We start from the raw sequence: 25,662 nt of genomic DNA on the forward strand, positions 1-25,662 counted from the left end.
TTTTCTAATAGTTATTGGGTTAAAGCTGTTGGGGATAGAGTTAGCACGCGATTCTGTCGGAGATAGAAGGTGAAATCAGCCAATGTGTTCTTTCCGAGGCAACGCTGTGGCCGGTTTCAGGGGCGCTGCGCGGCCCGGCGGAGGTGAGCCTTGTGACCACAGGCAAGCCTCTGGTCACAAGCAAGCCAACAGTTAAGCGTAATTCTCTATCGACGGGCAGGCGCAGACCAGGTTGCGGTCGCCGAACACATTGTCGACGCGACCGACCGGCGGCCAGTACTTGGCTTCGATCAACGACGCCACCGGGTAGACCGCCTGTTCGCGGCTGTACGGGTGCGTCCACTCGCCGACGATCTCCGCCGCCGTGTGCGGGGCGTTTTTCAGCGGATTATCGTCCCGGTCCAGGGTGCCGTTTTCCACTGCACGGATTTCCTCGCGGATGCGGATCATGGCGTCGCAGAAGCGATCCAGCTCTTCCTTGGATTCGCTTTCGGTCGGCTCGATCATCAGGGTGCCCGCCACCGGGAACGACATGGTCGGGGCGTGGAAGCCGAAGTCGATCAGGCGCTTGGCGACGTCATCGACGCTGATGCCGCTGCTGTCCTTCAATGGTCGCAGATCGAGGATGCACTCGTGCGCCACCAGGCTGTTGCTGCCGGTGTAGAGCACTGGGTAGTGTTCTTCCAGGCGCCGGGAGATGTAGTTGGCATTGAGGATCGCCAATTGCGAGGCGCGCTTGAGGCCTTCGCCGCCCATCATGCGGATGTACATCCAGGTAATCGGTAGAATACTCGCGCTGCCGAACGGTGCCGCACAGACTGCGCCTTCCTTGCGTGCCATGACGCCGTGACCGGGCAGGAACGGGGTCAGGTGCGATTTCACGCCGATTGGACCGACGCCCGGGCCGCCGCCGCCGTGGGGGATGCAGAAGGTTTTGTGCAGGTTCAGGTGCGACACGTCGCCGCCGAACTTGCCCGGTGCGCAGAGGCCGACCATGGCGTTCATGTTGGCGCCGTCGATATACACCTGGCCGCCGTTATCATGAATGATGCCGCAGATTTCGCGGATGCCTTCTTCGAATACACCGTGGGTCGACGGGTAGGTGATCATCAGCGCCGCGAGGTGGTCGCGGTGCTCGATGGCCTTGGCTCGCAAATCCTCGATATCGACGTTGCCACGGGCGTCGCAGGCGGTGACCACCACGCGCATGCCGGCCATGTTGGCGGTGGCCGGGTTGGTGCCGTGGGCCGACGACGGGATCAGGCAGATATCGCGGCGCTCTTCGCCACGGCTCTGATGGTAGGCGCGGATCGCCAGCAGGCCGGCGTATTCGCCCTGGGAGCCGGCGTTCGGCTGCAGGGAGATGGCGTCATAACCCGTGGCGGCGCAAAGCATCGCTTCCAACTCGTCGATCAGTTGCTGGTAGCCGGCGCTCTGATCAGCCGGGGCGAATGGGTGCAGGGCAGCGAATTCGGCCCAGGTGACCGGGATCATTTCGCTGGCGGCGTTGAGCTTCATGGTACATGAGCCCAGCGGGATCATCGTGCGATCCAGGGCCAGGTCCTTGTCCGCCAGCTTACGCAGGTAGCGCATCAGCTCGGTTTCCGAGTGATAGCGGTTGAATACCGGGTGGTTGAGGATCGGCGACTGGCGCATCAGTGTGGCCGGGATGGCGCTGGCTACCGAAGCGGCGAGGGCGGCGAAATCCGGCAACGCCTGGCCATCGGCCAGCAGGCTCCAGAGGGTTTCGACATCTGACTGGCGGGTGGTTTCGTCGAGGGACAAGCCCAGGCGCTCGCCATCGACCACCCGCAGGTTGATCTGGCGGGCACGTGCCTTGTCATGCAGGGCGGCGGTTTGCGCGCCGGTCTTGACGGTCAGGGTGTCGAAGAAGTTGGTTTGCTCCACGTTCAGGCCCAGCGTGCCCAGACCCCTGGCCAGAATAGCGGTCAGCTGATGGATGCGATTGGCGATCTGCACCAGGCCTTTGGGACCGTGGTACACGGCGTACATGCTGGCGATATTGGCTAGCAGGACCTGGGCGGTGCAGATGTTGCTGGTGGCTTTCTCGCGACGGATGTGTTGCTCGCGGGTCTGCATCGCCAGGCGCAGGGCTGGCTTGCCGAAGCGGTCCACGGAAACGCCGACCAGGCGGCCGGGCATATCGCGCTTGAAAGCATCACGGGTGGAGAAGTACGCCGCGTGCGGGCCGCCGAAGCCCAGCGGGACACCGAAGCGTTGAGCGCTGCCGATGGCGACGTCGGCGCCGAATTCACCTGGCGGGGTCAGTACCGTCAGGGCCAGCAGGTCCGCCGCGACAGCCACCAGGGCGTTGGCGGCGTGGAACCGCTCGGTCAGTTCGCAGTAGTCGAACAGGTCGCCGTTGCTGGCCGGGTATTGCAGCAGGGCGCCGAAGAACGCGCTGACATCGCTCAGTTCGCCTTCGTCGCCGACCACCACCTCGATGCCCAGCGGTTCGGCACGAGTGCGCAGTACGTCGAGGGTTTGCGGGTGGCAGTGTACGGAAGCGAAGAAAGCCTGGCTGCCCTTGTTCTTGCTCAGGCGCTTGCAGAAGGTCATGGCTTCGGCGGCGGCGGTGGCTTCATCGAGCAGCGAGGCGTTGGCGATCGGCAGACCGGTGAGGTCGCTGATCAGGGTCTGGAAGTTCAGCAGCGCTTCCAGGCGACCCTGGGAAATTTCCGGTTGGTAGGGTGTGTAGGCGGTGTACCAGGCCGGGTTTTCCAGCAGGTTGCGCAGGATAGGCGACGGCGTATGGCAGTTGTAATAGCCCTGGCCGATGTAGGTCTTGAACACTTGGTTCTTCGCCGCAATGGCCTTGATCGATGCCAGGGCGTCGGCTTCGCTTTGTCCGGCCGGCAGGTCGAGGACGCTGGTGCCCTTGATGCTGTCGGGAATCACACTGGCGCTCAGCGCTTGCAGGGAGTCGAAGCCGAGGGTGGCGAGCATGGCGCGTTCGTCATCCTGACGCGGACCGATATGACGGGAGATGAATTCATTGGCGGTGCCGAGATTGATGGTCATGGCGGCTCCTCAGGCTTGGGCGTTGGCTTTGATCAGGCGGTCGTAGGCGTCCTGATCGAGCAGTTGGTCGACAGCGGCGGCGTCCTTGGGCTGGAAGCGGAAGAACCAGCCCTCGCCCAGCGGGTCTTCGTTGATCAGTTCCGGGCGATCCTCCAGGGCCGGATTGACGTCCAATATTTTGCCGTCCAGAGGCATGTACACGCCGCTGGCGGCTTTTACCGACTCCACGGTGGCGGCTTCGGCACCCTTGTTGTAGTCCTGCAATTGCGGCAGTTGCACAAACACCACATCGCCCAGGGCATTCTGCGCGAATGCTGTGATGCCGACCGTGACGCTGCCATCGGCTTCGGTACGCAGCCATTCGTGGTCTTCAGTAAAACGCAACTCGCTCATGGAAACTCCTCAAGGGCCAGACTTGTCTGGTGGACGCAATAAAGGCGAGAGCTGGCCTCGCTAATAGGGATTCCCTTAGCAAGTTTGTGGCCAATGTTGTTTGGGCCTTGTAAATCAAGGGCTTGAGGGGGGATTTCAAGACGCGGGAGCACCCTGTCTGTAGCGAAATCGCTACAGACAGGGTGCGTAAAAAAAGCTCAACAGGATAAAAGCCTTGTTGAACCACGGTGCGTTGGATTTGTAGCGAAATCGTTCCACTGTAGCGCTTTCAGTACAGATGAGGGTCGCTTTTGTTGTTCTCAGGCCTTGCCAGGGATGCCGTACTTGCGCAGGCGATGAGCAATCGCGGTGTGAGAGGTTTGCAGGCGGCTGGCCAACTGCCGGGTCGAGGGGTAATGAACGTAGAGCTTTTCCAGCAAGGTTTTTTCAAAGGTTTCGACCGCCTGTTCCAGGCTGTCGATTTCGCTGTCGCTCTGGCGGGCCACGGAGGTTCCGGCAATGTCCAGGTCGCCGATATCCACCAGGCTGCTCTCGCAGATCGCCGCTGCGCGGAAGATCACGTTCTGCAACTGGCGGACATTGCCCGGCCAGCGATTGCCCAGCAGCGCCGGATAGGTCCCTGGTGCCAGCCGGCAGACCGGCCGCTGGATCTGCGCGCAGGCCTGCTGCATGAAGTAGCGTGCCAGCAGCAGAATGTCCTGGTCACGTTCACGCAAGGGCGGAACCTCGACATTGAGCACGTTCAGGCGATAGAACAGGTCCTCGCGAAAGCTGCCTTCGCCGACCATCTTTTCCAGGTTGCGGTGAGTGGCACTGAGGATTCGTACATTGACCTTGACCTCGCGGTCGCCGCCGACCCGGCGAAAGCTACCGTCATTGAGAAAACGCAGCAGCTTGGCTTGCAGGTACGGCGACATCTCGCCGATCTCGTCAAGAAACACCGTGCCCTGGTTCGCCAGCTCCATCAGCCCTGGCTTGCCGCCACGCTGGGCGCCAGTGAAGGCGCCGGGGGCATAACCGAACAGCTCGCTTTCGGCGAGGTTTTCCGGCAGCGCCGCGCAATTGAGGGCGAGGAACGGTGCGCTATGGCGGGCGCTGATGGCGTGGCAGGCACGGGCTACCAGCTCCTTGCCGGTGCCGGTTTCGCCCTGGATCAGCAAGGGCGCGTCAAGCGTCGCGATCCGCTGGGCACGGGCCTTGAGGGTGCGAATCGCCGCCGACTCGCCGAGCAGGGCATCGAAGCCTTCGGCATGATCATGATGCAGCGCTGACAGGCGTTCACCGATACGGTTGGGCTGGTACAGCGTCAGTAACGCACCGGCATTGGTGATGGGCGTGGCGTCCAGTAACAGCGTCTGGCCGTTGACGGTGATTTCTCGCAGGGGCAAGCGAAAGCCGTTTTCCAGCAGCGTCTCCAGCAGGCCGGGATCAGCGAACAGTTCGGCGACGCTTTCGCCGGCCGGCTCACGCCCGTACAAGGCGATCAGCGCCGGGTTGGCGAGCAGCACCACGCCTGCGCTGTCGAGTGCCAGCAGTGGGTCGGTCATGGCAGCGAGCAAGGCATCGAGTTGCAGGTGCCGACGTTGGCCGGGAAGGATGTCCACCACCGTCACCGCCTGCACGCCATGGACGCTGAACAGCGCCTCGCGCAGTTCTTCGAGCACTTGTGGGCTGAGGGTCGGTGCGTCGATATAGACGTTGGGTGGAACCATCTCCACGGCATCCAGGTTCAGGTTGCGACCACCGAGCAGCGCCAGGACTTCCTGGGTAATGCCGACGCGGTCGATGAAACTGACGTGGATGCGCATGGGGTGGAGTACGGTTCGGGGCAAGGAGGGGCAAGTATGACATCTCTACCCGATGGTTCCCACGCTGCGGGACCCATCGGGGCGGGGAATTATTCCAGGTGTTCGGGTTGCATCGGGTCGCCGGACTTGACGTTGAGCTGTGTCCGCACGTCCTCGAACATCTCGTCGTAGTACTTGTGCATCGATGCAACATTAGCGTTTTTCGGCAGGCCATATCGCTGGGCAATACGGCTGGCATGACGAGCGAAGTCGAAGGCCTGGTCCTTGGCCAGGAAGAACGACTCGTTCAGAGATTTCTCCTCGATACTGCCCCGCAGGGTGAACCGCATGCCCCGGCCTTCCTTGGGGTCTTGGGCGAGTTCGTAGTCGATACGCAGGTTGTAGCTGTAATCGTCCTTGTTCAGCGCGTGGCGCTCGATATGCAGGTGACCGGGCTCGAACTTGGCCATGGGAACTCTCCTTCAAGGCATGGAAGTAGAGCAGACTACGGATCTGTGCCGATGTTTCAACCACCAACAACTGCTTATGCCCTGAAGCGCCGCTCAACGTAGACTTTGGCCGGCCTGGTGACGCACGTTCAGGGGGGATCGGCGAGCGGCCGGCGTTCGGGACGGGACCAGATCCACAGGTTGCCCAGGCTCATGCCGGCGATGGCCAGATAGACTGGCCAGTGGTGTTCGAGCATCACCAGCATCAGGACGGCACAGAGCAGCATGCTGACGGTGGCACTGATCTTGGCGCGGCGAGCGATGATCTTGCCGTTGCGCCAGTTGCTCAGGATCGGGCCGAATAGGCGATGGTTTTCCAGCCAGGCGCTCAGACGTGGCGAACTTCGGGTGGCGGCCCAGGCGGCCAACAGGATGAACTCGGTGGTCGGCAGGCCAGGCACGACGATGGCGATCAGGCCGATACCGAGGCTGACATAGGCGAGCATGCCGAACAGCAGGCGCGCGAGTTTCGAAGACGAGGGTGGTTTGCTGGTCATGGCATCGATTGTGGTGCGCCAGGCGATTTGGCTCAAGTCTGGAATGAATGCTCGGGCTTTGGGTGAGAACTCCACGTATGAGCCCGAGGGGGCGAGGTTTGTGGCGAGCAGACTGGTCGAGGCGCCGCGCTCGGCGGCGACGCCAGGGTAACCCCTGCCTGACGGGCCGCGCTCGCCGGTTCCGGGGCCGCCTCCAGCGCGGGGGGCCGACAGCCCGCTAGCCGGTGGCGTCCAGCCGGGGACCCGGTATCAGGCCAGTTCGGGGGCCGTGGCGTAAGCCTGTTCCAGCAACACGGTGAAGCGTCGGAAGGCATCGACGGCGCCTTTTTCCACCGCAGCCTCTTCTTCAGCGCTGAACGTCAGGCCGTCGAGGGTTCTGATAAAGCTCTTCCAGCCCTCGGCACGACCACCGGCTGGCTCGCCCAGGTGCCGAGCACCGAAGGTTTCACTCAGGCCCAGACCTGCGGCGCGTTTGATCAGGAACGCGGCACCGAGTTTGGAACCCTCGGAGACAAAGATCCAGCCCAGGGCTTGGGCCTTGCTCGGATTGTTCAGCGCACCGGCGACCGGAGCCGGCACTTCGGTGTCCAGGTCGGCGAGATCGGCCTTGGCCTGTTCGGCACGGCAGCGGGCCGGCAGGTCCGGGACAATGGCGATCAGTTCGGGATCGTTGTACAGGGTAGCCAGTTCCGATTGGAACAGGTACTGAGCGACGACGAAACGGGCGAAGTTGGCCTGATTTTCGAACGGCGCATGGGCTTTCACCAACTGATCGAGCTTGGTGTGCGGCTCGTTGGTGATCTGGTTCAGGCGCTGGGAGCGCAGGCTCAGGCGCTGAGTGTTGTCCTGGAGTGTCATTGTGAAATCCTTGAGAATAAGATGTATTTTCAATTGATACATAGGTAGACGAATCAGAAGACGCGCCACAGTAAAAAAACCTCACTCCGCCGATTCCTGTCGCAGCGAGGAGGTGCACAGGGATCAGATATCCCAGATCAGATTCACCGAGACGTTGCGACCCGCAGCGGTCAAGCGGTCGAGGTTGGCTGGGTTCAGCACGCCGGCCTCACCGACACCGTCGTAGCCGCGCACGTCGTTCCAGTTCCAATATTTCTTGTCGGTCAGGTTGTACAGGCCGGCGTTGACGGTCAGATCATCGGTTACCTTGTAGAAACCGGTCAGGTCGATCACGCCATAGCCGGGCGTCTTGAACTGCTTGCTGGCGCTCAGGCCATCAGGGGCGAAGAAGGTGCTGTTGTCCACCCGCTCCTTGCGCTTGACCAGGGTCCAGCTCAACAGCGCGCCGTAATCGTCCTGGTCATAACCGAGGCCGAAGACGCCGGTGAGCGGGTTGACGCTGTTGATCGGCTTGCCGGTGTCATCGTTACGGCCGTAGGCATAGGCCACCGAGCCCTGGGTATAGAGCCCTTGAGGAGCGCCGAAGCTGTCCAGGTCCAGACGACCCTTGGCTTCCGCCCCCTTGATGGTGGCGTGCTTGATGTTGTGGGTCTGGAAGGTCGGCTCGTCATAGCCGGGCGAGACCGCGTCTTCATCGATGAAGTCGCGATACTTGTTGTAGAACACCGCCACGTCGAAAGAACCGACATCGAACTTGCCGCGCACGCCGGTTTCATAGCTCTTGCTTTTTTCCGGTTCCAGATCCGGGTTGGGCATAACTTGATAACCGCCGCTCAGGTTCTGGAAACGCCCATAGAGTGCCTTGGCCGATGGCGTGCGGAAGCCTTCGGCGTATTGCCCGTACCAGGTGTATTGCTCGCTCAGGGCATAGGTCAGGCCGAACTTGGGCGACAGGCGATGCCAGGTTTTGTTGGAACCGTCGATGGGCTCGTCGCCGGGGCCGCGTCGTGCGGCGTTGATGGTGTTGATGAACTCCTGGGTGATATGCGGCTTGAGCTGGGTGTAGTCATAGCGCAGGCCTGGCAGAAAGGTCCACTGGTTCCAGGTGATCTGATCCTGGGCGAACAGGCCGTAGCTGTCGACAGTCGGATCCGGGAAGTCGCTGGATTTCACCAGACGGTCCTTCGGGCTGTCGCCTCCGACTACGGGACAAGGCGCCGATGCGGCCACGCAGGTGCCTGAGCCGGCACGCGAACCGGTGACTTTTTGCTGCTTGATCGTGGTGCCGTAAGTCAGCAGGTGATCGGTTTTACCGATGCTGAACGCCTTGTCGGCCTGAGCATCGAAGACCCATTGGCTTTCTTTGTAGAGGGTGTCGCGGGCGCGCATCACGTTACGGCCAATGGACGGGCCGAAGGTGGGCACGACATAGTTTTCCAGGGTGCTCGCGTCGGTCTTGGCAACCTGGTAGTTCAGGCTCAGTTTGACGTGATCGGCCACGGCGCTGTCGAGGCCGAAGCTGTTGTCGATGCCAAAGCGTTCGCGGGTGACGGTGTCGTTGCCGGTACGCGAGCGGTACATGTTCTGCCCCGCGCCGTTGCCGAACGGCCCGCCCACGGCACTGCGCTGATTGGTATCGATATCGCTCTTGAAGCGTTCGTAGGTCAGGCCCAAGCGTGAGTCGTCGTTGTAGTGCCAACCCAGCTTGGCCAGCACGTTGCTGGTGCGGGCAGTTTGCGGGTTAGCGGCGGTGCGGTTCAGGCCGGTGCCGCCGGTATCGCCGTAGGATTCGGTTTCGCGCCCATGACGCTGGCTCAGGTGCAGCAAGCCGTCGAAATCGCCGCTGCGACCGGCGACGGTACCGGAGGTCAGCCAGCTATTGTCGGCGGAGCTGTAGCCGCTCTTCAGGCGGGCTCCGGTGTCTTGGCCAGGCTTGATAATGTCGTCTGGATCGAGGGTGTAGTAACTCACGGCGCCGCCGATGGCGTTGCTGCCGTAGAGCACCGACGCCGGTCCGCGCAGGATTTCCACGCGCTTGATGATTTCCGGGTCGACGTAGTTGCGTTGGGTCTGTGCGTAGGGGCCGTTGAAGAAGCTATCGGGAATCTCGACGCCATCGACTTGGGTCAAAATCCGGTCGCCGTCGATCCCGCGGATGTTGTAGTTGCTGATCCCGCTGCCGCGCACGCCGGTACCGCCGACCGAGACGCCGGGCTCATAACGCACCAGATCCTTGAGGGTATTGACGTTTTGCCGGTCCAGTTGCTGGCGGTCTTGGACACTCACGGTATTGGGAACCGAGGAGACTTCCTGCTTCTGGCGAGTAGCGCTGATGGTCACCTGCTGTAGATTGAGGGTGCTGCCGCCACTGCGTTTTTCCAGGACGATACTGTTGTCGCTCAGCTTGCGGTAGCTCAGGTTGGTGCCGACCAGCAGGCGTTCCAGGGCCTTTTCCGGCGGCAATGCGCCCTGTACGCCCGGTGATGCCATGCCCTGGCCCAGCGCGGCCGACAGGCCGACTTGCCAGCCGGTGATCATGGTGAACGCATTCAGCGCCGACACCAGCGGCTGCTGGGCGATGGCAAAATTGTAGTTGCCCAGGCTGCGTGTCGACTGGTTGGCGCTGGTCGCCGCCAGCACAGGAGTCGCCTGGACGCCAGCCAGTAATACGGCCACGGTGAGCAGGGACAGGGTGCACTGTTGCAGGCCGCCGCCGCGGGCCTTGGGCGTCAAACGTGTGGGCATCGATAGCGCTCCGGTGTACGAATCGTATAGTTGCGATGCGATTCTAGATACGAATCACTTGCATTGGCTATAACGAGACGAATGACCCTGCGCTATTGAGTAAAAAAACTTACAGTCAGTTGAGAATTACCAGTGCTGGGTATTCCGATATTCGGGCAGAGGTAATGTGGGCGAGAGAGCGAACCACGTCCAGCGGCTTGTCCAGGCGGTAGTTGCCGGTCACGGCGACTTGGGCCAACTGCTCGTTGTTGTTGACGATCCAACCTGGGTAATAGCGCCGCAGTTCGGCCAGCACCTGGCTCAGTGGGCAATTCTCGAATACCAGTCGACCCCGGACCCAAGCCAGATCCTTCTGTACATCGAGTTTTTCCGGGTGGCCAAACCCGTGGGGGCCGATCCGCACGCTATTGCCGGCAGAGAGGCGCAAGCGGGCGCTGTCGTCGCGGGTACGCAGGTTGACATCGCCACGTTCTACCTGGACCTGTGCTTCGCCATTGAGATAACGCACGGAGAATGCGGTATCGCGTACGCTGGCCTGGACTGGACCCGCCTCGACTTCCAGCGGGTATTGGCGTTGGCCGGACACCTCGAAAAACGCCTCGCCCTGGTAAAGCCGCGCGACATGCTGTTGCCCGGTGACGTTGCTGGAGAACGCCGAGTTGGTGTTGAGCAGGACCTTTGAGCCGTCCTCCAGTTGCAGGTGCTGGCGTTCGCCGACCACGGTCAGGTGATCGGCCTGCAGGCGCAAGGGCAGGTTGCCGTAGGTGCCGATGGCAATCAGCAGCACGGCGGCAGTCGCCAAGGGTTTCCAGTGGGGACGCAGGCGTCGCGGCAGCGACGGGCGGCGAGGGGTTTGCAGGGCCTGTGCGGCGCCGCTCACCGGTTCGGCATTCCAGGCCTTGCTGGCTCGGGCATAGGCGTGGGCGTGTGCCGGGTCGGCGGCGAGCCAGGTATCGAACTCGATGCGCTGCTCGGCGCTCGGGCACTCCATCACGATCAGCCAGTCCAGGGCCTGGTCCATAGCATCGTCTAGCAACACCTGCCGAGCCAGCTCGGGGGAATGCGGGTTGGGGCTTTCCGTCACGGGAGTTCCTCGGCAGTCGCTGCCACGGTTCGATTCGATGATCTGCTGCTGTGCATGGACGCGTCTGGTCGGTCCGATGCCAAGCTTAGGAGGGATCCAGGCGTTCGGCCACTCCGACACAGATAGCCATGATCAGCTTGAGTTCCTTTTGCACGGTGCTCAGGGACACCTTGAGCTGCTCGGCGATCTCTTGATAGCTGCTACCGTGCAAGCGGCTGAGGATGAAGATCTGCTGCTGACGGGCAGTCAATTGACCAAGACTCACACTCAGGCGCTCCAGCAGTTGTTCGGCATGGGTGGCATCTTCTGGCGGGCTCAGCGGTGCGGCGACATTCTCCACGAGCTCCGGCGGTACGTCCTCCATCAGCGTGCGCGACTGAATGCGCCGTGCGCGCAGATGGTCCAGTGCCAGGTTGCGGGCGGTCCGGAACACAAAGGGTTCGAGGTGATCGATAGGGCGTTCGCGCAATGCCCGAGTGACCCTTAGGTACGTCTCCTGCAACAGGTCTTCGGCGGTGCAGGGGTTGTGTACCATGCGTTGCAGCGTGCGCAGTAGCGAGACCCGCTGGGTAAGGAAGACTTGATTGAACTGGGATTGCGTCACGACAGCACCGAAGCGATTACAGGTTAATGATAATGCTTATCATATGCGCTGTAGGTCAAGCGCTAATGCGCCTGTCGGTGTCTCTGGCCGAAGGTCGGGAGCATTGGCTCATGGGTTGCGAGCTTGCCCTAAAGGATTGTTGTGCGGAAATCTCGAATAGATGAACAGATGAGGATCAGGACGTTTTGAGGAGGAAATCAGTCTGTTTGGATCCAGAAGTTCTTTTTTGTCGGCATGCTCGTGTAAGCCTTTGCTTACGCGTTGCGTAAGCGATCAAGGATAAAAGTAGGAATAGATTACCTGGGTTGTTTTGTATCTTATTGAAATACATGTGTTTTTATATTTTTCAATGGATCCAAAGCACGGTGACGTCCCGTTGGATCCACTTGCGGAGGATCTGAAAACCCTTAATATCAGCCCTGTGTCGACGGATAGACACGGTGATCAGGGAAGGTCACTGCAAGGAACCTCGCAGGATGCGATTCATCAGGATGATGAAAGGGAAAAAAGGGATTAGGGAAAAAATGTGGGCGGGTTATACCGCCCCTTTTTTTTGCCTGCAGGAAAGTGAAAGCGCCAGCGCGCAAACACAAAAAGGCTCGCAAGGAGCCTTTTCAGGAACGCTCTGCAATCAGCGTTCGAGGTCTTTGATCTTGCCTTTGACGCCATCCCACTCTTCGGCATCCGGCAGCGATTCTTTCTTCTCGGTGATGTTGGGCCAGATCTCGGCCAGCTCGACGTTCAGTTGAATGAACTCTTGCATGTCCTCCGGGACTTCATCCTCGGAAAAAATAGCCACAGCAGGGCATTCTGGCTCGCAAAGCGCACAGTCGATGCACTCGTCCGGGTGAATCACCAGGAAGTTCGGGCCTTCGTAAAAGCAGTCCACCGGACAGACTTCTACGCAGTCGGTGTACTTGCACTTGATGCAGTTGTCGGTGACGACGAAGGTCATTTCTAATTTTCTCCTCAGGCGGCGGCAGCGAACCCCGGTCAAAATAGGCTCGCCAGGTCTAGGAGCGATAGTCTGCGAACCAGGCGGGTTCAGCACGATAACTGCCTGCGTGTCGATCATGGCACGTTGAAAACAGGCCCGGAATGCTCATTTAGTGAACTAAACTGCGCTTTCTCGCCTGTTTTCGCCTTGCTTGATCGCCGCTCGATGAGTTCTCGTACTGACCTGCATAGTCGGCAGCATCCCAAACCGCGCGAGATTCTAGCAGCTTGCGGCCGTCTGCGTTAGATCCGTGTTTTCAATGTATAGAGCATTTCCAATGCACGGCGTGGCGTCAGATCGTCCAGGTCGAGCTTGGCCAGTTCATCGAGCACCGGGTGCGGCAGGCTGGCGAACAGGTCGCTCTGCATCGGTGTCGCGGGCTTGCTGGGTCTGTCGGGCTTGGTCACGCTAAGCTCGTGGGGCAGGCTGGTGGTTTCCAGGCGACTGAGGTGTTCGCGGGCACGGACAATCACATCGGCCGGCACGCCAGCCAATTGTGCTACTGCCAGGCCGTAGCTCTGGCTGGCCGGGCCGGGCAGCACGTGGTGCAGGAAGACGATGCGTTCATTGTGCTCGGTCGCGTTCAAGTGCACGTTGGCCACCAGCGGTTCGCTTTCCGGCAGCACCGTCAGTTCGAAATAGTGAGTGGCGAACAGCGTATAGGCCCGCAGGTGCGCCAGGCGCTCGGCGGCGGCCCAGGCCAGAGACAAGCCGTCGAAGGTACTGGTGCCGCGACCGACTTCGTCCATCAGCACCAGGCTGCGTTCGCTGGCGTTGTGCAGGATATTGGCGGTTTCGCTCATTTCCACCATGAAGGTCGAGCGACCGCCGGCCAGGTCGTCGCTGGAGCCGATCCGGGTGAAGATCCGGTCCACCAGCGACAGCTCGCAACGGGCCGCCGGCACGAAGCTACCGATATGGGCCAGCAGTACGATCAGCGCGGTCTGGCGCATGTAGGTGGATTTACCCCCCATGTTCGGACCGGTGATCACCAGCATACGGGTGTCGTCGTCAAGGGCCAGGTCGTTGGCTACGAACGGCGTGGTCAGTACCTGCTCGACCACCGGGTGGCGACCCTGGCTGATGCGCATGCATGGCTCATCGACAAAACGTGGGCAGTTCAGGTCCAGGTTCAGCGCGCGTTCGGCGAGGTTGCTCAGCACGTCCAGTTCGGCCAGCGCCGCGGCGGTGTCTTGCAACGGTGGCAACTCGCCGATCAGGGTTTCGAGCAAGGCTTCGTAGAGCATCTTTTCCCGCGCCAGCGCCCGACTCTTGGCCGACAGCGCCTTATCCTCGAACTCTTTGAGTTCCGGGGTGATAAAACGCTCGGCGCCCTTGAGGGTCTGGCGCCGGATATAGTCGGCCGGCGCCGACTCGGCCTGCTTGCTCGGTAACTCGATAAAGTACCCGTGGACGCGGTTGTAGCCGACCTTGAGGTTGGCCAGGCCCGTGCGGGCCTTTTCTCGGGCTTCCAGGTCGATCAGGAATTGCCCGGCGTTTTCACTGAGGGACAGCAGTTCATCCAGCTCGGCGTCGTAGCCGCTCTTCAAGACTCCGCCGTCGCGGATAATCGCCGGTGGGTTATCGATGATGGCGCGTTCCAGCAGGATCGCCAGTTCCGGGTAAGTGCGGGTGGTGACAGCCAGTTGCTTGAGATGCGGCGCATCCAGTTCGAGCATCGCGTCCTGCAATTGCGGTAGGGCGCCGAGGGCGTCGCGCAGACGCGCCAGGTCGCGAGGACGGGCATTGCGCAGGCCTATTCGGGCGAGGATCCGTTCGATATCGCCGATTTCCTTGAGCTGCGGTTGCAGCTTTTCAAAGCGATAGCTTTCCAGTAGGCAAGTAATGGAGCTCTGGCGTGCCGTCAGTACCTTGAGGTCACGCAACGGGCGATTCAACCAGCGGGTCAGCAGGCGGCTGCCCATGGCGGTCTGGCAGCGGTCGACCACCGATTGCAAGGTGTTGTCCCGGCCGCCGGCGAGGTTGGTATCCAGCTCCAGATTGCGACGAGTGGCGGCATCGAGCACCACGGTGTCATCCAGGCGTTCATGCCGCAGGCTGCGCAGATGCGGCAGGGCGGTGCGCTGGGTTTCCTTGGCGTAGCTGAGCAGGCAGCCGGCGGCGCCAATGGCCAGGGTCAGGGTTTCGCAACCGAAGCCTTTCAGGTCCTGCACGGAAAATTGCTGGCAGAGACTTTTATGTGCCGAATCGCGTTCGAAATCCCACGGCGCGCGACGACGTGTTCCACGGCGCTTTTCCGCCGGCAGTCCCTGTGGCCAATCATCCGGAATCATCAGCTCGACCGGATTGATCCGCTCCAGTTCCGCCAGCAGATTTTCCCAGCCCTTGATTTCCGCGACGCTGAAGTTGCCGCTGGTGATATCCAGCACCGCCAGGCCAAACAGGCGCTCGTCGCCCAGTAAGGCGGCGATCAGGTTGTCGCGGCGCTCATCGAGCAGGGCTTCGTCACTGACGGTGCCGGGGGTGATGATCCGCACCACCTGGCGTTCCACCGGGCCCTTGCTGGTGGCCGGGTCGCCGATCTGCTCGCAGATCACCACTGATTCGCCAAGCTTCACCAACTTGGCCAGATAGCCTTCGAGCGAGTGATAGGGAATCCCGCACATCGGAATCGACTGCCCGGCCGATTGCCCGCGCGCCGTCAGGGTGATGTCCAGCAGCTTGGCGGCTCTCTTCGCGTCTTCATAGAAGATCTCATAGAAGTCGCCCATGCGATAGAACATCAATTGATCGGGGTGCTGGTGCTTCAGGCGCCAGTACTGCTGCATCATTGGGGTGTGGCTGGAGAGGTCGAAAATTGACATATTCATCAGTGGCTTAGGCGTGATTTTAAAAAAAGTGCGGGGCAAGAATGGGGCTATTTGCTTTGCATTCTGAATGCCCGACCCGCTCAATCGGTGGCTCACCATCCATTCACCTGGCGTAGACCTGGACCCGTATGCTGAAGTCCTTGTGACCCATCTGCTTTGGAATGAGCGCAAGGGTAACACGGCCAGTCAGGCGTCGGCAGGCGTGGGTGTATCGGGTTTTCAATACATCGTTAGCGCGATGTACTTTGTAAGTCTTTCGCATATACAGCTACACAATAGCTATACACTGTGCTAGCGTAGTTCTCGTGGGATATGGCATCCCACCTAACCGAGCCCACCAAGGGCCAACCCTAGAAAGAGAGGAATAGCCAATGTCACAAAATAGCCGCGCAACCAACGGCCGACGATCACATTAAGGAGGTAGGCCCGAAGCAGAAATAATACCTGGAGATGACCAAGCGATGAGCCAACTACTAGTAGAACGTGAAAAGCCCGTACCAATAAATATGCGGGTCGACACAAAAAAGCGAAACCTGATTGACGCGGCAGTCGAGTTACTGGGAACAGATCGAACCAGCTTTATCTTGGATGCTGCTTGCAAGCGGGCCGAAGACGTAATCATGGATCGACAGTTGTTTATTCTCAATGACGAAGCATTTGACCGTTTTGAGCAGGCACTTGATGACAACTCGATTAGGAGTAACAAATGCCTACAGAAACTGATGTCCAGACCAGCCCGGTGGAGCTGAGTAGACCCGAAAAACTAAACAAGCTTCACGACTTCACCGAGTTCGACTGTGGAGAGTCGTCGATCAACGACTACCTTCATAAGACCGCTAGAAAAGCGCAAGACCACAAGCAAGCGGTGGTTTATGTGACTTGTTTCGCGGGAACCAACCGCGTTGCTGGTTTCTATACATTGTCAGCCGGATCGGTTGCTCGGGAGCACGTCGTCCCTAAAAGCCATCAGCGGAACTCGCCTAGTGCACATCCAGTAACCATTCTGGGGCGCATGGGAGTAAGCATTGCAGCACAGGGCTATGGTTACGCTGTTGACCTTCTGCAAGATGCAATTCGCCGTTGCATGATCGCATCAGACTCAGTTGGAACTTCGGCTGTGCTGGTTCATCCACTCGACGACAAGCTCGCAGAGTTCTATGCGAAGCATGCAGGATTTCAGCGTTGCCCTGAATTGTCGCCGCTTACAATGTTGCTTTCCCTGCGTTAGCAGACCCCGGAAGTAGTTTTACTCATTGGATACTTAGGCGGATTGGTTTTGAGTGGAGAGGCAAGGTCGGGAGCCCGGCCCGTTGCTTTGTGATGGGCGCAAGGTTAACACGGGAGATCCGAGGTCCGTGGGCATGGCTTTTTGAAGTCAGTGTATCGGTTTATGCATGAAATATGCAAATCAGCATTTGCTATTCATGAAAAGCCCAAGCAATATGCGAGTTATGCAAATACGCAACGTTTCTACCGTCCTCCGAGCCTTGCTCGATCGCCACGGGATCTCCCCCACGGAGCTTCACCGTCGTACCGGCGTGCCCCAATCCACCCTGTCGCGCATCCTCAGTGGCAAGATCGTCGATCCGTCGGATAAGCATGTCTCGAAGATTGCCGGATACTTCCGGATCAGTACCGACCAGTTGCGCGGGCGTGCCGATATCGGTGCCGTTCGCGATCAGGACCTGGGTACGCTGCACTCTGAGCTCAAGGACATAAGCCTGTGGGACGACGATACCCCCGTCGATGCCGATGAGGTTTCCGTCCCCTTTCTTCGCGAGGTTGAATTGGCTGCTGGATCAGGAAGATTCGTCATCGAGGAAAGCGAGCAGGCCAGCCTGCGCTTCGGCAAGCGCAGCCTTCGCCACAACGGCGTGCAGTTCGACCAGGCTAAGTGCGTGACGGTGCGCGGCAACAGCATGCTGCCGGTATTGCGTGACGGCGCCACGGTTGGAGTCAACGCCAGTAAGAGCGCCATCGGCGATATCGTCGATGGCGACCTCTATGCCATCAATCACAACGGCCAGTTGCGAGTGAAACAGCTCTATCGGTTGCCTACCGGGATCCGCCTGCGCAGCTTCAACCGCGACGAACACCCGGATGAGGACTACAGCTTCCAGCAGATCCAGGAAGAGCAGATCACCCTCCTTGGCCATGTCTTCTGGTGGGGCATGTACGCCCGCTAACCCACCCTGATGCAGAAAAAACCCACGGCAATGTGGGTTTTTTTTCGCGCTGAAAAAAGCCTTAACCCTTGATTTGTGTAGATTTATGCGTAAATGCAAAAATTCAGGTCAAAATAAATGCGTTTGTGCATTGACTGTATATGCATACATGCATATTCTTTGTCTCAAGCCAGCCAAAAAAAGCTCGGCAGCAGGCAGCAATGCCAGGGGTAACCCGAAGCTCTTTAGTGGCACCGCTTCAAAGAACAGGCAGCGATGAACCGGCCTTAACGGTTCAGAGGGTTGGCAACTGACCCGGGTGTGCAGCGTAAAGCACCGTAAGCAGTTATCCGGCGGACAGGGTCGCGGTCGGAAGAACAATTTGAATCGATCCGTACCGCGCCAGTAGCGCCGAAAGATCAGCCAACTCGCCAGGAATCCAACGCGCCGAAAGCGTGGACGGATTCAAGGCTGGGTATCAGGACCGCATTACTGAAAAGCCTGGGCAGCCGGGCTTTTTGGAATGCCTACCGAACAGGGGCTTCTACGAGAATCCTTATTCTTGAAATACCAGACAAACCATCAACGGCCAATGAATGGCCCTCTTTTATGGCAGGAGGCGTGACATGACAAGCGAGCAACAAGCGTTGGCGGACATGCCTATCTGGCTGGTCATTGTGCTGGCCGTGATCGGCGGGGTTTGCGGCGAAATGTGGCGGGCCGACAAGGAGGGCGCTCGCGGCTGGCCGCTGCTACGGCGGCTGGCGCTGCGCTCTGGGGCCTGCATGGTCTGTGGGGTGTCGACCATCATGCTGTTGTACGCCGCTGGCCTGTCGATCTGGACCGCCGGTGCCTTTGGTTGTCTGACCGCCATGGCCGGAGCGGATGTCGCCATCGGCCTGTACGAGCGCTGGGCGGCCAAGCGGCTGGGGGTGGGCGAGGGGCCTCCGCCAGAGAGATAGCCCGACAGATTGTCGAATCAGCCAGTCATCAATATCGCCAACGGACTGGAGCCATCGGGCCTGAGAGCAAGGCCCAGCCTGCAAGGATGCGGGCTTTCTGGAGGCGAGATATCGCCTGTCGAACCTGTCAATCGGCAGGTTTTTTATTATCGGTAAAACCCCATGAACATCACCCCGATCCTCACGCAGCTACGCGATCAATGCCCCAGTCTTGCTCAAGCTATCTTGACCGGCCTTGATCTCGAGCTTTTGCAAGGCAACACCACGCAGCCAACCCCGGCGGCATTTGTCACGGTGATCGCCGATCTGGCGAGTCAGGATGCGTCACAGAACGTCACTCATCAGCGCATCCGCGATCGCCTGGAACTGATTCTGCTGCTCGACAGCAGCGACGGCCAAGCCGCCTTCGACCAACTCCACGCGTTACGCGCCGAACTCTGGCGCGCGCTGGTGGGTTTCAAGCCTGACAGCTTCTATAGCCCCCTCGAATACGACGGTGGCGAACTGATCTCGATCAGCGCCGACCACCTGCTCTACCGCCTGCACTTCTTCGCCGAGTTCCAACTGGGGCGCAATCGCTCCAGTGACCCGGCGGAAACCTGGCACGAGCGCGAATTGGACGGCTTGCCGTCTTTTACCGGGGTGACGGTGCGGGTCGATGCCATCGACCCGGCCGACCCCAATCTGCAGCGTCCTGGCCCCGATGGGCGCCTGGAGCTGACTTTTTCAGGAGAGGTAAAGCAATGACTCAACGCATCACCGTAGTGCCGGCCGAAGGCCGCGCCGTGCCGGATCCGGAAGCCGGCGATCTGCTGCCGGTCGCCGGTCGCGAAGTGGCCGACAGTGCCTGGTGGCGCCGTCGTCAGACCGATGGCGATATCACCCTCACCGCCGTGCAAGCGGCACAACCACAGGATGCCCAATAATGGCTATCGGATTCAGCAACATCCCCGCGGACCTGCGTGTTCCGCTGTTCTACGCTGAAATGGACAACTCGGCGGCCAATAGCGCGTCGTCAACCCTGCGTCGACTGATCGTCGCCCAGGTCAATGACAATGCCACCAGCCCGGAAGTCGGGGGCCTGGTGCTGGTCTCCAGCCTTGCGGTGGCGAAAAACATCGGTGGCCAGGGTTCGATGCTCGCCTCGATGTACGACACCTGGCGTAAGAGCGATCCGATCGGCGAGATCTGGTGCCTGCCACTGCGCAATAGTACCGGCGCCGTGGCCGAGTCCGATCTGCAGCTGAGCGGCGCCGCCACCGAAAGCGGCGTGCTCAACCTGTATGTCGCTGGCGTGCGGGTCCAGGCTGTCGTGGTCAGTGGTGCGACTGCCGCCCAGGCGGCGACCACCCTGGCATTGCAAATCAATGCCGCCGCCGATCTACCGGTCAGCGCCGTGGCCACCGATGGCACCGTCACCCTGAGCTGCAAATGGACCGGCGACAGCGGCAACGACATCAGCCTGCAGTTCAATCGTCTGGGCAAGAGCAACGGTGAGCAAACTCCGGCTGGCCTGACCATCGTCACCGCCAAGATGGCCGGTGGCGCCGGAGTGCCGGATCAGGTCGCGGCACTCGCCGCTCTGGGCGACGAACCGTTCGAGTTCATCTGCCAACCGTGGTCCGACGCGGCCAGCTTGAGTGCCTGGCAAGCGGCGATGGACGACAATGTCGGTCGCTGGTCCTGGTCCAAGCAACTGTTCGGCCATGTCTATACCGCCAAGCGCGGTACCCTCGGCACCCTGGTAGCGGCCGGTCAGGCGCGCAACGATCAACACATGACCCTCCTGGCCTTGGAGCCCGGTGTTGCGCAGCCGTTCTGGATCCAGGCCGCGGCCCTGGCTGCTCGCACGGCGGTGTTCATCTCCGCCGATGCCAGCCGTCCGACCCAGAGCGGCAGCCTGCCAGGTGTCGATCCGGCCCCGGCCAGCGAGCGTTTCACCCTGACCGAGCGTCAGTCGTTGCTCAGCTACGGCATCGCCACCGCGTACTACGAGGGCGGCTATGTGCGCATCCAGCGCGCGATCACCACCTACCAGAAGAACGCCTATGGCCAGGCGGACAACTCCTACCTGGACAGCGAAACCATGCACCAGTCGGCTTTTATCGTCCGGCGCCTGCAAAGCGTGATCACCAGCAAATACGGGCGTCACAAGCTCGCGGCCGATGGCACCCGTTTCGGTGCCGGCCAGCCGATCGTCACCCCGAGCACGATTCGCGGGGAGCTGATTGCCCAGTACGCCAAGCTCGAACTGGAAGGCCATGTGGAAAACGCCGAGCTGTTCGCCGAGCACCTGATTGTCGAGCGCGACGTCCAGGACCCGAGCCGGATCAACGTGCTGTTCCCGCCGGATTACATCAACGGCCTGCGCGTGTTCGCGCTGCTCAACCAGTTCCGTCTGCAGTACGACGCGGTGGCGTAAGCCGCGTCTTCCTCACGGTTTTGTTTCAGCCCGCCATGAGCGGGCTTATTTTTTGGGAGATACACCATGGGTCAACTGATTGCGGGCACCTGCTACGTCAAAGTGGACGGCGCTCAACTGACCATCAACGGCGGCTGCGAAGCGCCCCTGATGGCCGTCAAACGGGAAACGGTCGTGCCGGGTTTCTACAAGGAAACCGATATCGCCCCGTCCTTCAAGGTCACGGCGCTGCATACCCCGGACTTCCCCCTCAAGCAACTGATCGCCGGTTCGGACATGACCGTTACCTGCGAATTCAGCAACGGCAAAGTCTATGTACTGGCCGGTGCCTATCTGGTCGAGGAGCCGGTCGCCAAGGGCGATGACGCGACCATCGAGCTGAAATTCGAAGGTATCAAGGGGACCTGGCAATGACTGAATCGGTGAAGTTGCAGGTGCCCATCGAGGCCCACGGCGAGCCGCTGAGCGAACTCAGCCTGCGTCGTCCGACGGTGCAAGAGGTACGGGCGATCAAGGCACTGCCGTACAAGATCGACAAGAGCGAAGAGGTCAGCCTCGACATGGATGTCGCGGCCAAATACATCGCGATCTGCGCCGGCATCCCGCCGTCCTCGGTCAATCAGTTGGACCTGTCCGACCTCAACACGCTGAGCTGGGCGGTGGCGGGTTTTTTCATGAGTGCGGCATCGCCGCCATCGGCGAGCTGATTGCGGTGGCCTATGACCTGGCCTGGTTCTGGAAGGTTGACCCCGAACAGATGATGGCCAGGCCACTGGATGTGCTCCGCGAATCCCTGGAGCACGCGCAACGGATCAATGCGATGCAGCAGGTGCAGTGATGGCTACGACAATCAATAACACCCCGCAAACCCTGCAACAGGTGATGAATAGCCAGACCATCGTGAACCTGTCGGTGGTCATCAAGGGTGTGCAAAAAATGGAGACCGAGATGGCTAAGGTCACCACGCAAGTCGAGACGTTCAAGAACAGCCTGAAGAACAGTGGGCTGGGCAACCTGGATATTGCCGGCGTGTTCAACGGCGCTGGACTGGCGGCGCCTTTCGTGGCCGGTGTCCAGGCGGCCATCAAGGAAGAAAACAAACTGGCCGAGGCCCGCGAAGGCGCGCAGGCGGCAAACGCGTCAGCGTCCGGTTTAGGTGCTACGGCGCAGAACCTGGCGAAGCTGAATGCGGCGCTCGACAGCGTTTCCAGCAAGTTCGGCCAGGCGTTGTTGCCTGCGCTGAACAGTGTCGTCACGGCGCTGGTGCCGCTGGTCAATAGCGTTGCCGAGTTTGTCGCGGCAAACCCCCATCTTGTCCAGGGGCTCGCTGCCGGGGCCCTGGCGTTTACGGCCATGCGTGGCGCGGTGACGGGCATGGTGGGAGCAATGGAACTGCTCAAGGCCGGCCTGCTGACTTCGCCCATTGGCCTGGTCGCGTTGGGCATTGCCGTTGCGGCGGGATTGATCGTCGCCTACTGGCAGCCGATATCGGGCTTTTTCAACAAACTTTGGGAGGGCATCAAAAACGCGGCGTTTAGCTTTATGTCGACCCTGGCGACAGTGCTGGCTTGGTCGCCGCTGCCGATGATCAGCGCTGCCTGGGGAGCGCTCAGCGGATTTTTTGCCGGTCTTTGGAATTCGATCAAAGTGCCGGCTGCCACGCTGGTCGATTTTTTCCAGACACTGTTTTCCTGGACACCGCTAGGCCTCGTCATTGCCAATTGGGTGCCACTGACGGGACTGTTCGATTCGATCTGGCGATTGCTCAAGGCGTTGGCGGTGCCGGTGACGGATGTTCTCAAGGGCATGTTCGACTGGTCGCCAGTGGCATTGATCGTCACTAACTGGGGCACGATCAGCGGCTACTTCGAGACGCTGTGGGCTGCGCTGCAAAATCCCGCGCAGTTGCTCAAGGGGTTTTTTCTGAGCGTGTTCGAGTGGTCTCCCATTGGGCAGGTCATCGCCAACTGGCAACCCATCAGCGAGGTGTTTTCTGCCTTGTGGGATGTTTTGCGAGGCTTGGCGGCACCGGTGATGGATTTTTTTCGGACGATGTTCGACTGGTCGCCACTAGGACTGATTATCCAGAACTGGGAGCCGATTATCGCCTGGTTCGGTGAGTGATGGGACAAGTTGCAGAGCCTTATCGCGCCGATCAAGGAGTTGTTCAGTGATGGTTTCGCTGGTTTCGTCGCCAGGATCACGGGACAAGTCGATGGCCTCGTTCAGCAACAGCAGGCCGGGAACGCCAACGCGGGCCTGATCCAAAGCTCCGGTGCGCTTGTCCAACAAACCGCCGCCAACAATCGTACCCAGCTTGAAGGCGGTCTGACCGTGCGCTTCGATAATGCCCCAGCAGGCTTGCGGGTCGACTCACCCCAGACCAATCAACCGGGCCTGAGCCTGACGCCTGCCGTCGGCTACCGCTCACTTTCCCTTGGAGGTGCTTATGGCGACTCACTGGCGTGACCGTTTGTTGCCGGCGTCGTTTCGCGGCGTGCCGTTCTGGGTCGACCAGGCGAAAATCCCAGTCGGCCAGAAAGGCCAGTTGCATGAATACCCCCAGCGTGACCAGCCGTTTTTCGAGCCGCTCGGCCAACAGGCGAAGATCCATACCCTGACCGCGTTTATCGTGGGCACCGATTGCCTGGAGCAGCGTGACAAGCTGCTCGAAGCGCTGGAGCAAGGCAGCGGCGAACTGGTTCACCCGTGGTTGGGGCGGATGCAGGTCAAGGTCGGCGAATGCGACATGACCCAGAGCCGCCAGGATGGCGGGCTGGTGACCTTCAACCTGAAGTTCTACCCGGACGAGTTGTTGCCGTTCCCCAAGGTCGTCATCAACACCCGTGAGCAATTGCAGATGGCGTCGAGTCGATTGCTCGACGCTTCGCTGGTGCGTTTCGACGAAGCGATGGCATTGGTCAACCAGGCGCGGATCGGCCTGGATAACCTGCGTCAGGGGATTACCTTGGCGTATCAGGTGATTGAGCAAGCGTTGGCGCCGCTGATCGAAACCTACGCGGATATCTATGCGCTGGTGCGCACGGTCAAGGAGTTCCCCCATCAACTGAGTACGGCGATCAAAGGCGTGCTGGGCGAGTTTAAGGGCCTGGTGGGTGAAGTCCGGCAATTGAAAGACTTTGCCGTCCGAGGTTATCGCGGGATGTTGGCCGACATTTCGAAACAGATCGAGGAGGCCAAGTCCCTCGACACCTCACAACTGCCCATTGGCAAGGACTCCGCTAGTGCGTCACGGGCCACGGTGAACCTGATCCAGGATGCCTTACTGGTACAGATCGCCCAGCTTGTGTCGATGATGCCGGTCGCCACGCCGGCGGTGAAGTTGGCCAGCACACCGTCATTGGCCCAACAAGCCCAGCAACCGGTACAACGAGCCGATGTACCGGTGGTCGACGACGTACTGGCGCTACGTGACAGCCTCAATGAGCTGATCTGGCAGGCGGCGCTCAAAGCCGACTCGATGCATTACCAAGCACTTAACGGTGTACGTCAGACACTGGTGCGGCATCTCAACGCGGTGGCGTCCACCGGGGTGCGATTGATTGACCTGACCCCCAAGAGCAACCTGCCGGCACTGGTGGTGGCCTACCGGAGTTTTGGTGATGCCACGCGGGTGGGTGAAGTGGTGCAACGCAACCGGATTTCGCACCCCGGTTTCATACCACCGATGCCGTTGCAGATATCCCAGGAGTAAGTCATGACTGATATCGACAATGCTGTTGTCCTGTTAGTTGACGGCCTGAGTTATGAGGGCTGGAAGACCGTTGAAATCAGTGCCGATCTCGAGCGCCAGTTCCGCACCTTCAAGCTCGGTATCACCTGGAAATGGCCGGGACAGACCCAGGCGGTGCCCATCAAGGCGGGGGCTCGTTGCTCGGTCTTGATCGGCTGCGACCTGGTCCTGACCGGTTACGTGTACCAGGCGCCCATCCGCTATGACGGCAATCAGATCAGCCTGACCATCGAGGGCAGTTCGCTGACCCGCGACCTGGTGGATTGCGCGGCCATCAACCAGCCGAGCCAGTGGCGTCAGCAGGGTATGTTGAAGATCGTCGAGGCGCTCGCCAAACCCTACAAGGTCAATGTGCGTAGCGAGATCGCGGAGACCACCCAGTTGCAGACCCACAGCATTGTGCCGGGGGAAACGGTATTCAAGTCCATTGACCGTCTGTTGACCTTGTACCGAGTGTTTTCCACCGATGATGCCGACGGCAACCTGGTGCTCGCCAAGCCGGGAAGTGCCGGGCGTGCCGGCGATGTCCTGGAGCTGGGCCAGAACATCCTCTCGGCCACTACCGCGCGGGATTACAGCACGGTGTTTTCCGAGTACCGGGTCATCGGCCAGCACAAGGGCAACGACCAGAACAGCGGCAGCGCGGTTAGCGAAGTGTCGGGTGTGTCCAGTGACACCCATGCGCTGCGCAAGCGGGTCACGGTGATCAGCGAAAGCGTGCAGCTCACCCCGGAGCTGGCCCAGCAACGGGCCGATTGGGAGCGCGCCATCCGCACCGGCAAAGCCCTGGCCACGAGCTACACCGTACAGGGCTGGCGACAGTCCAACGGCGATCTGTGGCGACACAATCTGCTGGTGCGGGTGAAGGACCCGGTGCTGGATCTGGATCAGGACATGTTGATTTCAAAAGTGACCTATTCGCTGTCCGCACAGGGTTCGATTACCACCCTGGACGTGGCGCCGCCGCAGGTTTTCGAGGCCACGCCGACGCTCGCCAAAACCCCGAAATAGT

25 protein-coding genes are annotated in these 25,662 nt (G+C 60.3%); 14 read left to right on the top strand and 11 right to left on the bottom strand.

Annotation, left to right across the window (positions count from 1 at the left end):
* Window positions 1-192 precede the first annotated feature (192 nt).
* The 11 genes from gcvP to mutS all read right to left on the bottom strand — a co-directional run bounded on the left by gcvP (window position 193) and on the right by mutS (window position 15,335).
* Entirely contained in the window at window positions 193-3,042 is a 2,850-nt protein-coding gene (gene gcvP, locus AWM79_RS10850) for an aminomethyl-transferring glycine dehydrogenase (protein ID WP_060782809.1), read from the bottom strand.
* A 9-nt stretch (window positions 3,043-3,051) separates the two neighbouring features.
* On the bottom strand, window positions 3,052-3,435 hold the full coding sequence (gene gcvH / locus AWM79_RS10855) for a glycine cleavage system protein GcvH (RefSeq protein WP_017131085.1): 384 nt from the start codon (window positions 3,433-3,435) through the stop codon (window positions 3,052-3,054).
* Between the two features lie 299 nt (window positions 3,436-3,734).
* Window positions 3,735-5,243, bottom strand: coding sequence for a sigma-54-dependent transcriptional regulator (locus tag AWM79_RS10860; RefSeq protein WP_017131084.1), 1,509 nt, complete (start codon window positions 5,241-5,243; stop codon window positions 3,735-3,737).
* An 89-nt stretch (window positions 5,244-5,332) separates the two neighbouring features.
* Window positions 5,333-5,692 (bottom strand): DUF5064 family protein, encoded by a 360-nt coding sequence (locus AWM79_RS10865; protein WP_017131083.1) that lies wholly within the window; start codon window positions 5,690-5,692, stop codon window positions 5,333-5,335.
* A gap of 128 nt (window positions 5,693-5,820) precedes the next feature.
* The gene (locus tag AWM79_RS10870) at window positions 5,821-6,228 is read right to left on the bottom strand and encodes a YbaN family protein (RefSeq protein ID WP_026013080.1); all 408 of its coding nucleotides are present in this window, start codon (window positions 6,226-6,228) and stop codon (window positions 5,821-5,823) included.
* 249 nt (window positions 6,229-6,477) lie between these two features.
* Window positions 6,478-7,086 (bottom strand): biliverdin-producing heme oxygenase, encoded by a 609-nt coding sequence (locus tag AWM79_RS10875; RefSeq protein WP_060782810.1) that lies wholly within the window; start codon window positions 7,084-7,086, stop codon window positions 6,478-6,480.
* 123 nt (window positions 7,087-7,209) lie between these two features.
* Window positions 7,210-9,831: a TonB-dependent receptor gene (locus tag AWM79_RS10880; RefSeq protein ID WP_060782811.1), complete on the bottom strand. Its 2,622-nt coding sequence runs from the start codon at window positions 9,829-9,831 to the stop codon at window positions 7,210-7,212.
* 115 nt (window positions 9,832-9,946) lie between these two features.
* Entirely contained in the window at window positions 9,947-10,852 is a 906-nt protein-coding gene (locus tag AWM79_RS10885) for a FecR family protein (RefSeq protein WP_156430173.1), read from the bottom strand.
* Window positions 10,853-11,000: 148 nt separating this feature from the next.
* Window positions 11,001-11,519 (bottom strand): RNA polymerase sigma factor, encoded by a 519-nt coding sequence (locus AWM79_RS10890; protein WP_060782813.1) that lies wholly within the window; start codon window positions 11,517-11,519, stop codon window positions 11,001-11,003.
* 631 nt (window positions 11,520-12,150) lie between these two features.
* A complete protein-coding gene (fdxA, locus tag AWM79_RS10895) occupies window positions 12,151-12,474 on the bottom strand; it encodes a ferredoxin FdxA (RefSeq protein WP_003222178.1) in 324 nt (107 codons plus the stop codon).
* 284 nt (window positions 12,475-12,758) lie between these two features.
* Window positions 12,759-15,335 (bottom strand): DNA mismatch repair protein MutS, encoded by a 2,577-nt coding sequence (gene mutS / locus AWM79_RS10900; RefSeq protein WP_167375457.1) that lies wholly within the window; start codon window positions 15,333-15,335, stop codon window positions 12,759-12,761.
* 518 nt (window positions 15,336-15,853) lie between these two features.
* Between mutS and AWM79_RS10905 the strand changes: the two genes are divergently transcribed.
* The 14 genes from AWM79_RS10905 (at window position 15,854) to AWM79_RS10955 (ending at window position 25,661) form a co-directional block, all read left to right on the top strand.
* Complete coding sequence (locus AWM79_RS10905; protein ID WP_244159652.1) at window positions 15,854-16,096, top strand: type II toxin-antitoxin system TacA family antitoxin; 243 nt, start codon at window positions 15,854-15,856, stop codon at window positions 16,094-16,096.
* Window positions 16,054-16,575, top strand: a complete 522-nt coding sequence (locus AWM79_RS24310; RefSeq protein ID WP_074861902.1) for a hypothetical protein — start codon at window positions 16,054-16,056, stop codon at window positions 16,573-16,575. Before AWM79_RS10905 ends, AWM79_RS24310 begins: the two co-directional genes overlap by 43 nt.
* Window positions 16,576-16,789: 214 nt before the next feature.
* Window positions 16,790-17,533 (top strand): LexA family transcriptional regulator, encoded by a 744-nt coding sequence (locus tag AWM79_RS10910; RefSeq protein WP_082712605.1) that lies wholly within the window; start codon window positions 16,790-16,792, stop codon window positions 17,531-17,533.
* Between the two features lie 605 nt (window positions 17,534-18,138).
* Window positions 18,139-18,474, top strand: a complete 336-nt coding sequence (locus tag AWM79_RS10915) for a phage holin family protein (RefSeq protein ID WP_060782816.1) — start codon at window positions 18,139-18,141, stop codon at window positions 18,472-18,474.
* Window positions 18,475-18,636: 162 nt separating this feature from the next.
* The gene (locus tag AWM79_RS10920; protein WP_060782817.1) at window positions 18,637-19,221 is read left to right on the top strand and encodes a phage tail terminator protein; all 585 of its coding nucleotides are present in this window, start codon (window positions 18,637-18,639) and stop codon (window positions 19,219-19,221) included.
* Window positions 19,218-19,400 (top strand): DUF2635 domain-containing protein, encoded by a 183-nt coding sequence (locus tag AWM79_RS10925; protein WP_060782818.1) that lies wholly within the window; start codon window positions 19,218-19,220, stop codon window positions 19,398-19,400. The genes AWM79_RS10920 and AWM79_RS10925 overlap by 4 nt, the downstream gene beginning before the upstream one ends.
* Window positions 19,400-20,896 carry a phage tail sheath subtilisin-like domain-containing protein gene (locus tag AWM79_RS10930; RefSeq protein WP_060782819.1) on the top strand — a complete coding sequence of 499 codons (1,497 nt, stop codon included), beginning with the start codon at window positions 19,400-19,402 and terminating at the stop codon, window positions 20,894-20,896. The genes AWM79_RS10925 and AWM79_RS10930 overlap by 1 nt, the downstream gene beginning before the upstream one ends.
* A gap of 66 nt (window positions 20,897-20,962) precedes the next feature.
* Window positions 20,963-21,310, top strand: coding sequence for a phage tail tube protein (locus tag AWM79_RS10935; protein WP_017131070.1), 348 nt, complete (start codon window positions 20,963-20,965; stop codon window positions 21,308-21,310).
* Window positions 21,307-21,603 carry a phage tail assembly protein gene (locus AWM79_RS10940; protein WP_017131069.1) on the top strand — a complete coding sequence of 99 codons (297 nt, stop codon included), beginning with the start codon at window positions 21,307-21,309 and terminating at the stop codon, window positions 21,601-21,603. Before AWM79_RS10935 ends, AWM79_RS10940 begins: the two co-directional genes overlap by 4 nt.
* A 5-nt stretch (window positions 21,604-21,608) precedes the next feature.
* Window positions 21,609-21,734, top strand: coding sequence for a hypothetical protein (locus AWM79_RS25880; RefSeq protein ID WP_017131068.1), 126 nt, complete (start codon window positions 21,609-21,611; stop codon window positions 21,732-21,734).
* On the top strand, window positions 21,734-23,020 hold the full coding sequence (locus AWM79_RS10945) for a phage tail tape measure protein (protein WP_244159635.1): 1,287 nt from the start codon (window positions 21,734-21,736) through the stop codon (window positions 23,018-23,020). The genes AWM79_RS25880 and AWM79_RS10945 overlap by 1 nt, the downstream gene beginning before the upstream one ends.
* 9 nt (window positions 23,021-23,029) lie before the next feature.
* Complete coding sequence (locus tag AWM79_RS25570; protein WP_244159636.1) at window positions 23,030-23,365, top strand: hypothetical protein; 336 nt, start codon at window positions 23,030-23,032, stop codon at window positions 23,363-23,365.
* Window positions 23,346-24,611, top strand: a complete 1,266-nt coding sequence (locus AWM79_RS10950; protein WP_060782820.1) for a DNA circularization protein — start codon at window positions 23,346-23,348, stop codon at window positions 24,609-24,611. The genes AWM79_RS25570 and AWM79_RS10950 overlap by 20 nt, the downstream gene beginning before the upstream one ends.
* A gap of 3 nt (window positions 24,612-24,614) precedes the next feature.
* Complete coding sequence (locus AWM79_RS10955; protein ID WP_060782821.1) at window positions 24,615-25,661, top strand: phage baseplate assembly protein; 1,047 nt, start codon at window positions 24,615-24,617, stop codon at window positions 25,659-25,661.
* Window position 25,662 lies beyond the last annotated feature (1 nt).

The organism is Pseudomonas agarici, from assembly GCF_001543125.1.
Classification (GTDB): Bacteria; Pseudomonadota; Gammaproteobacteria; order Pseudomonadales; family Pseudomonadaceae; genus Aquipseudomonas; species Aquipseudomonas agarici.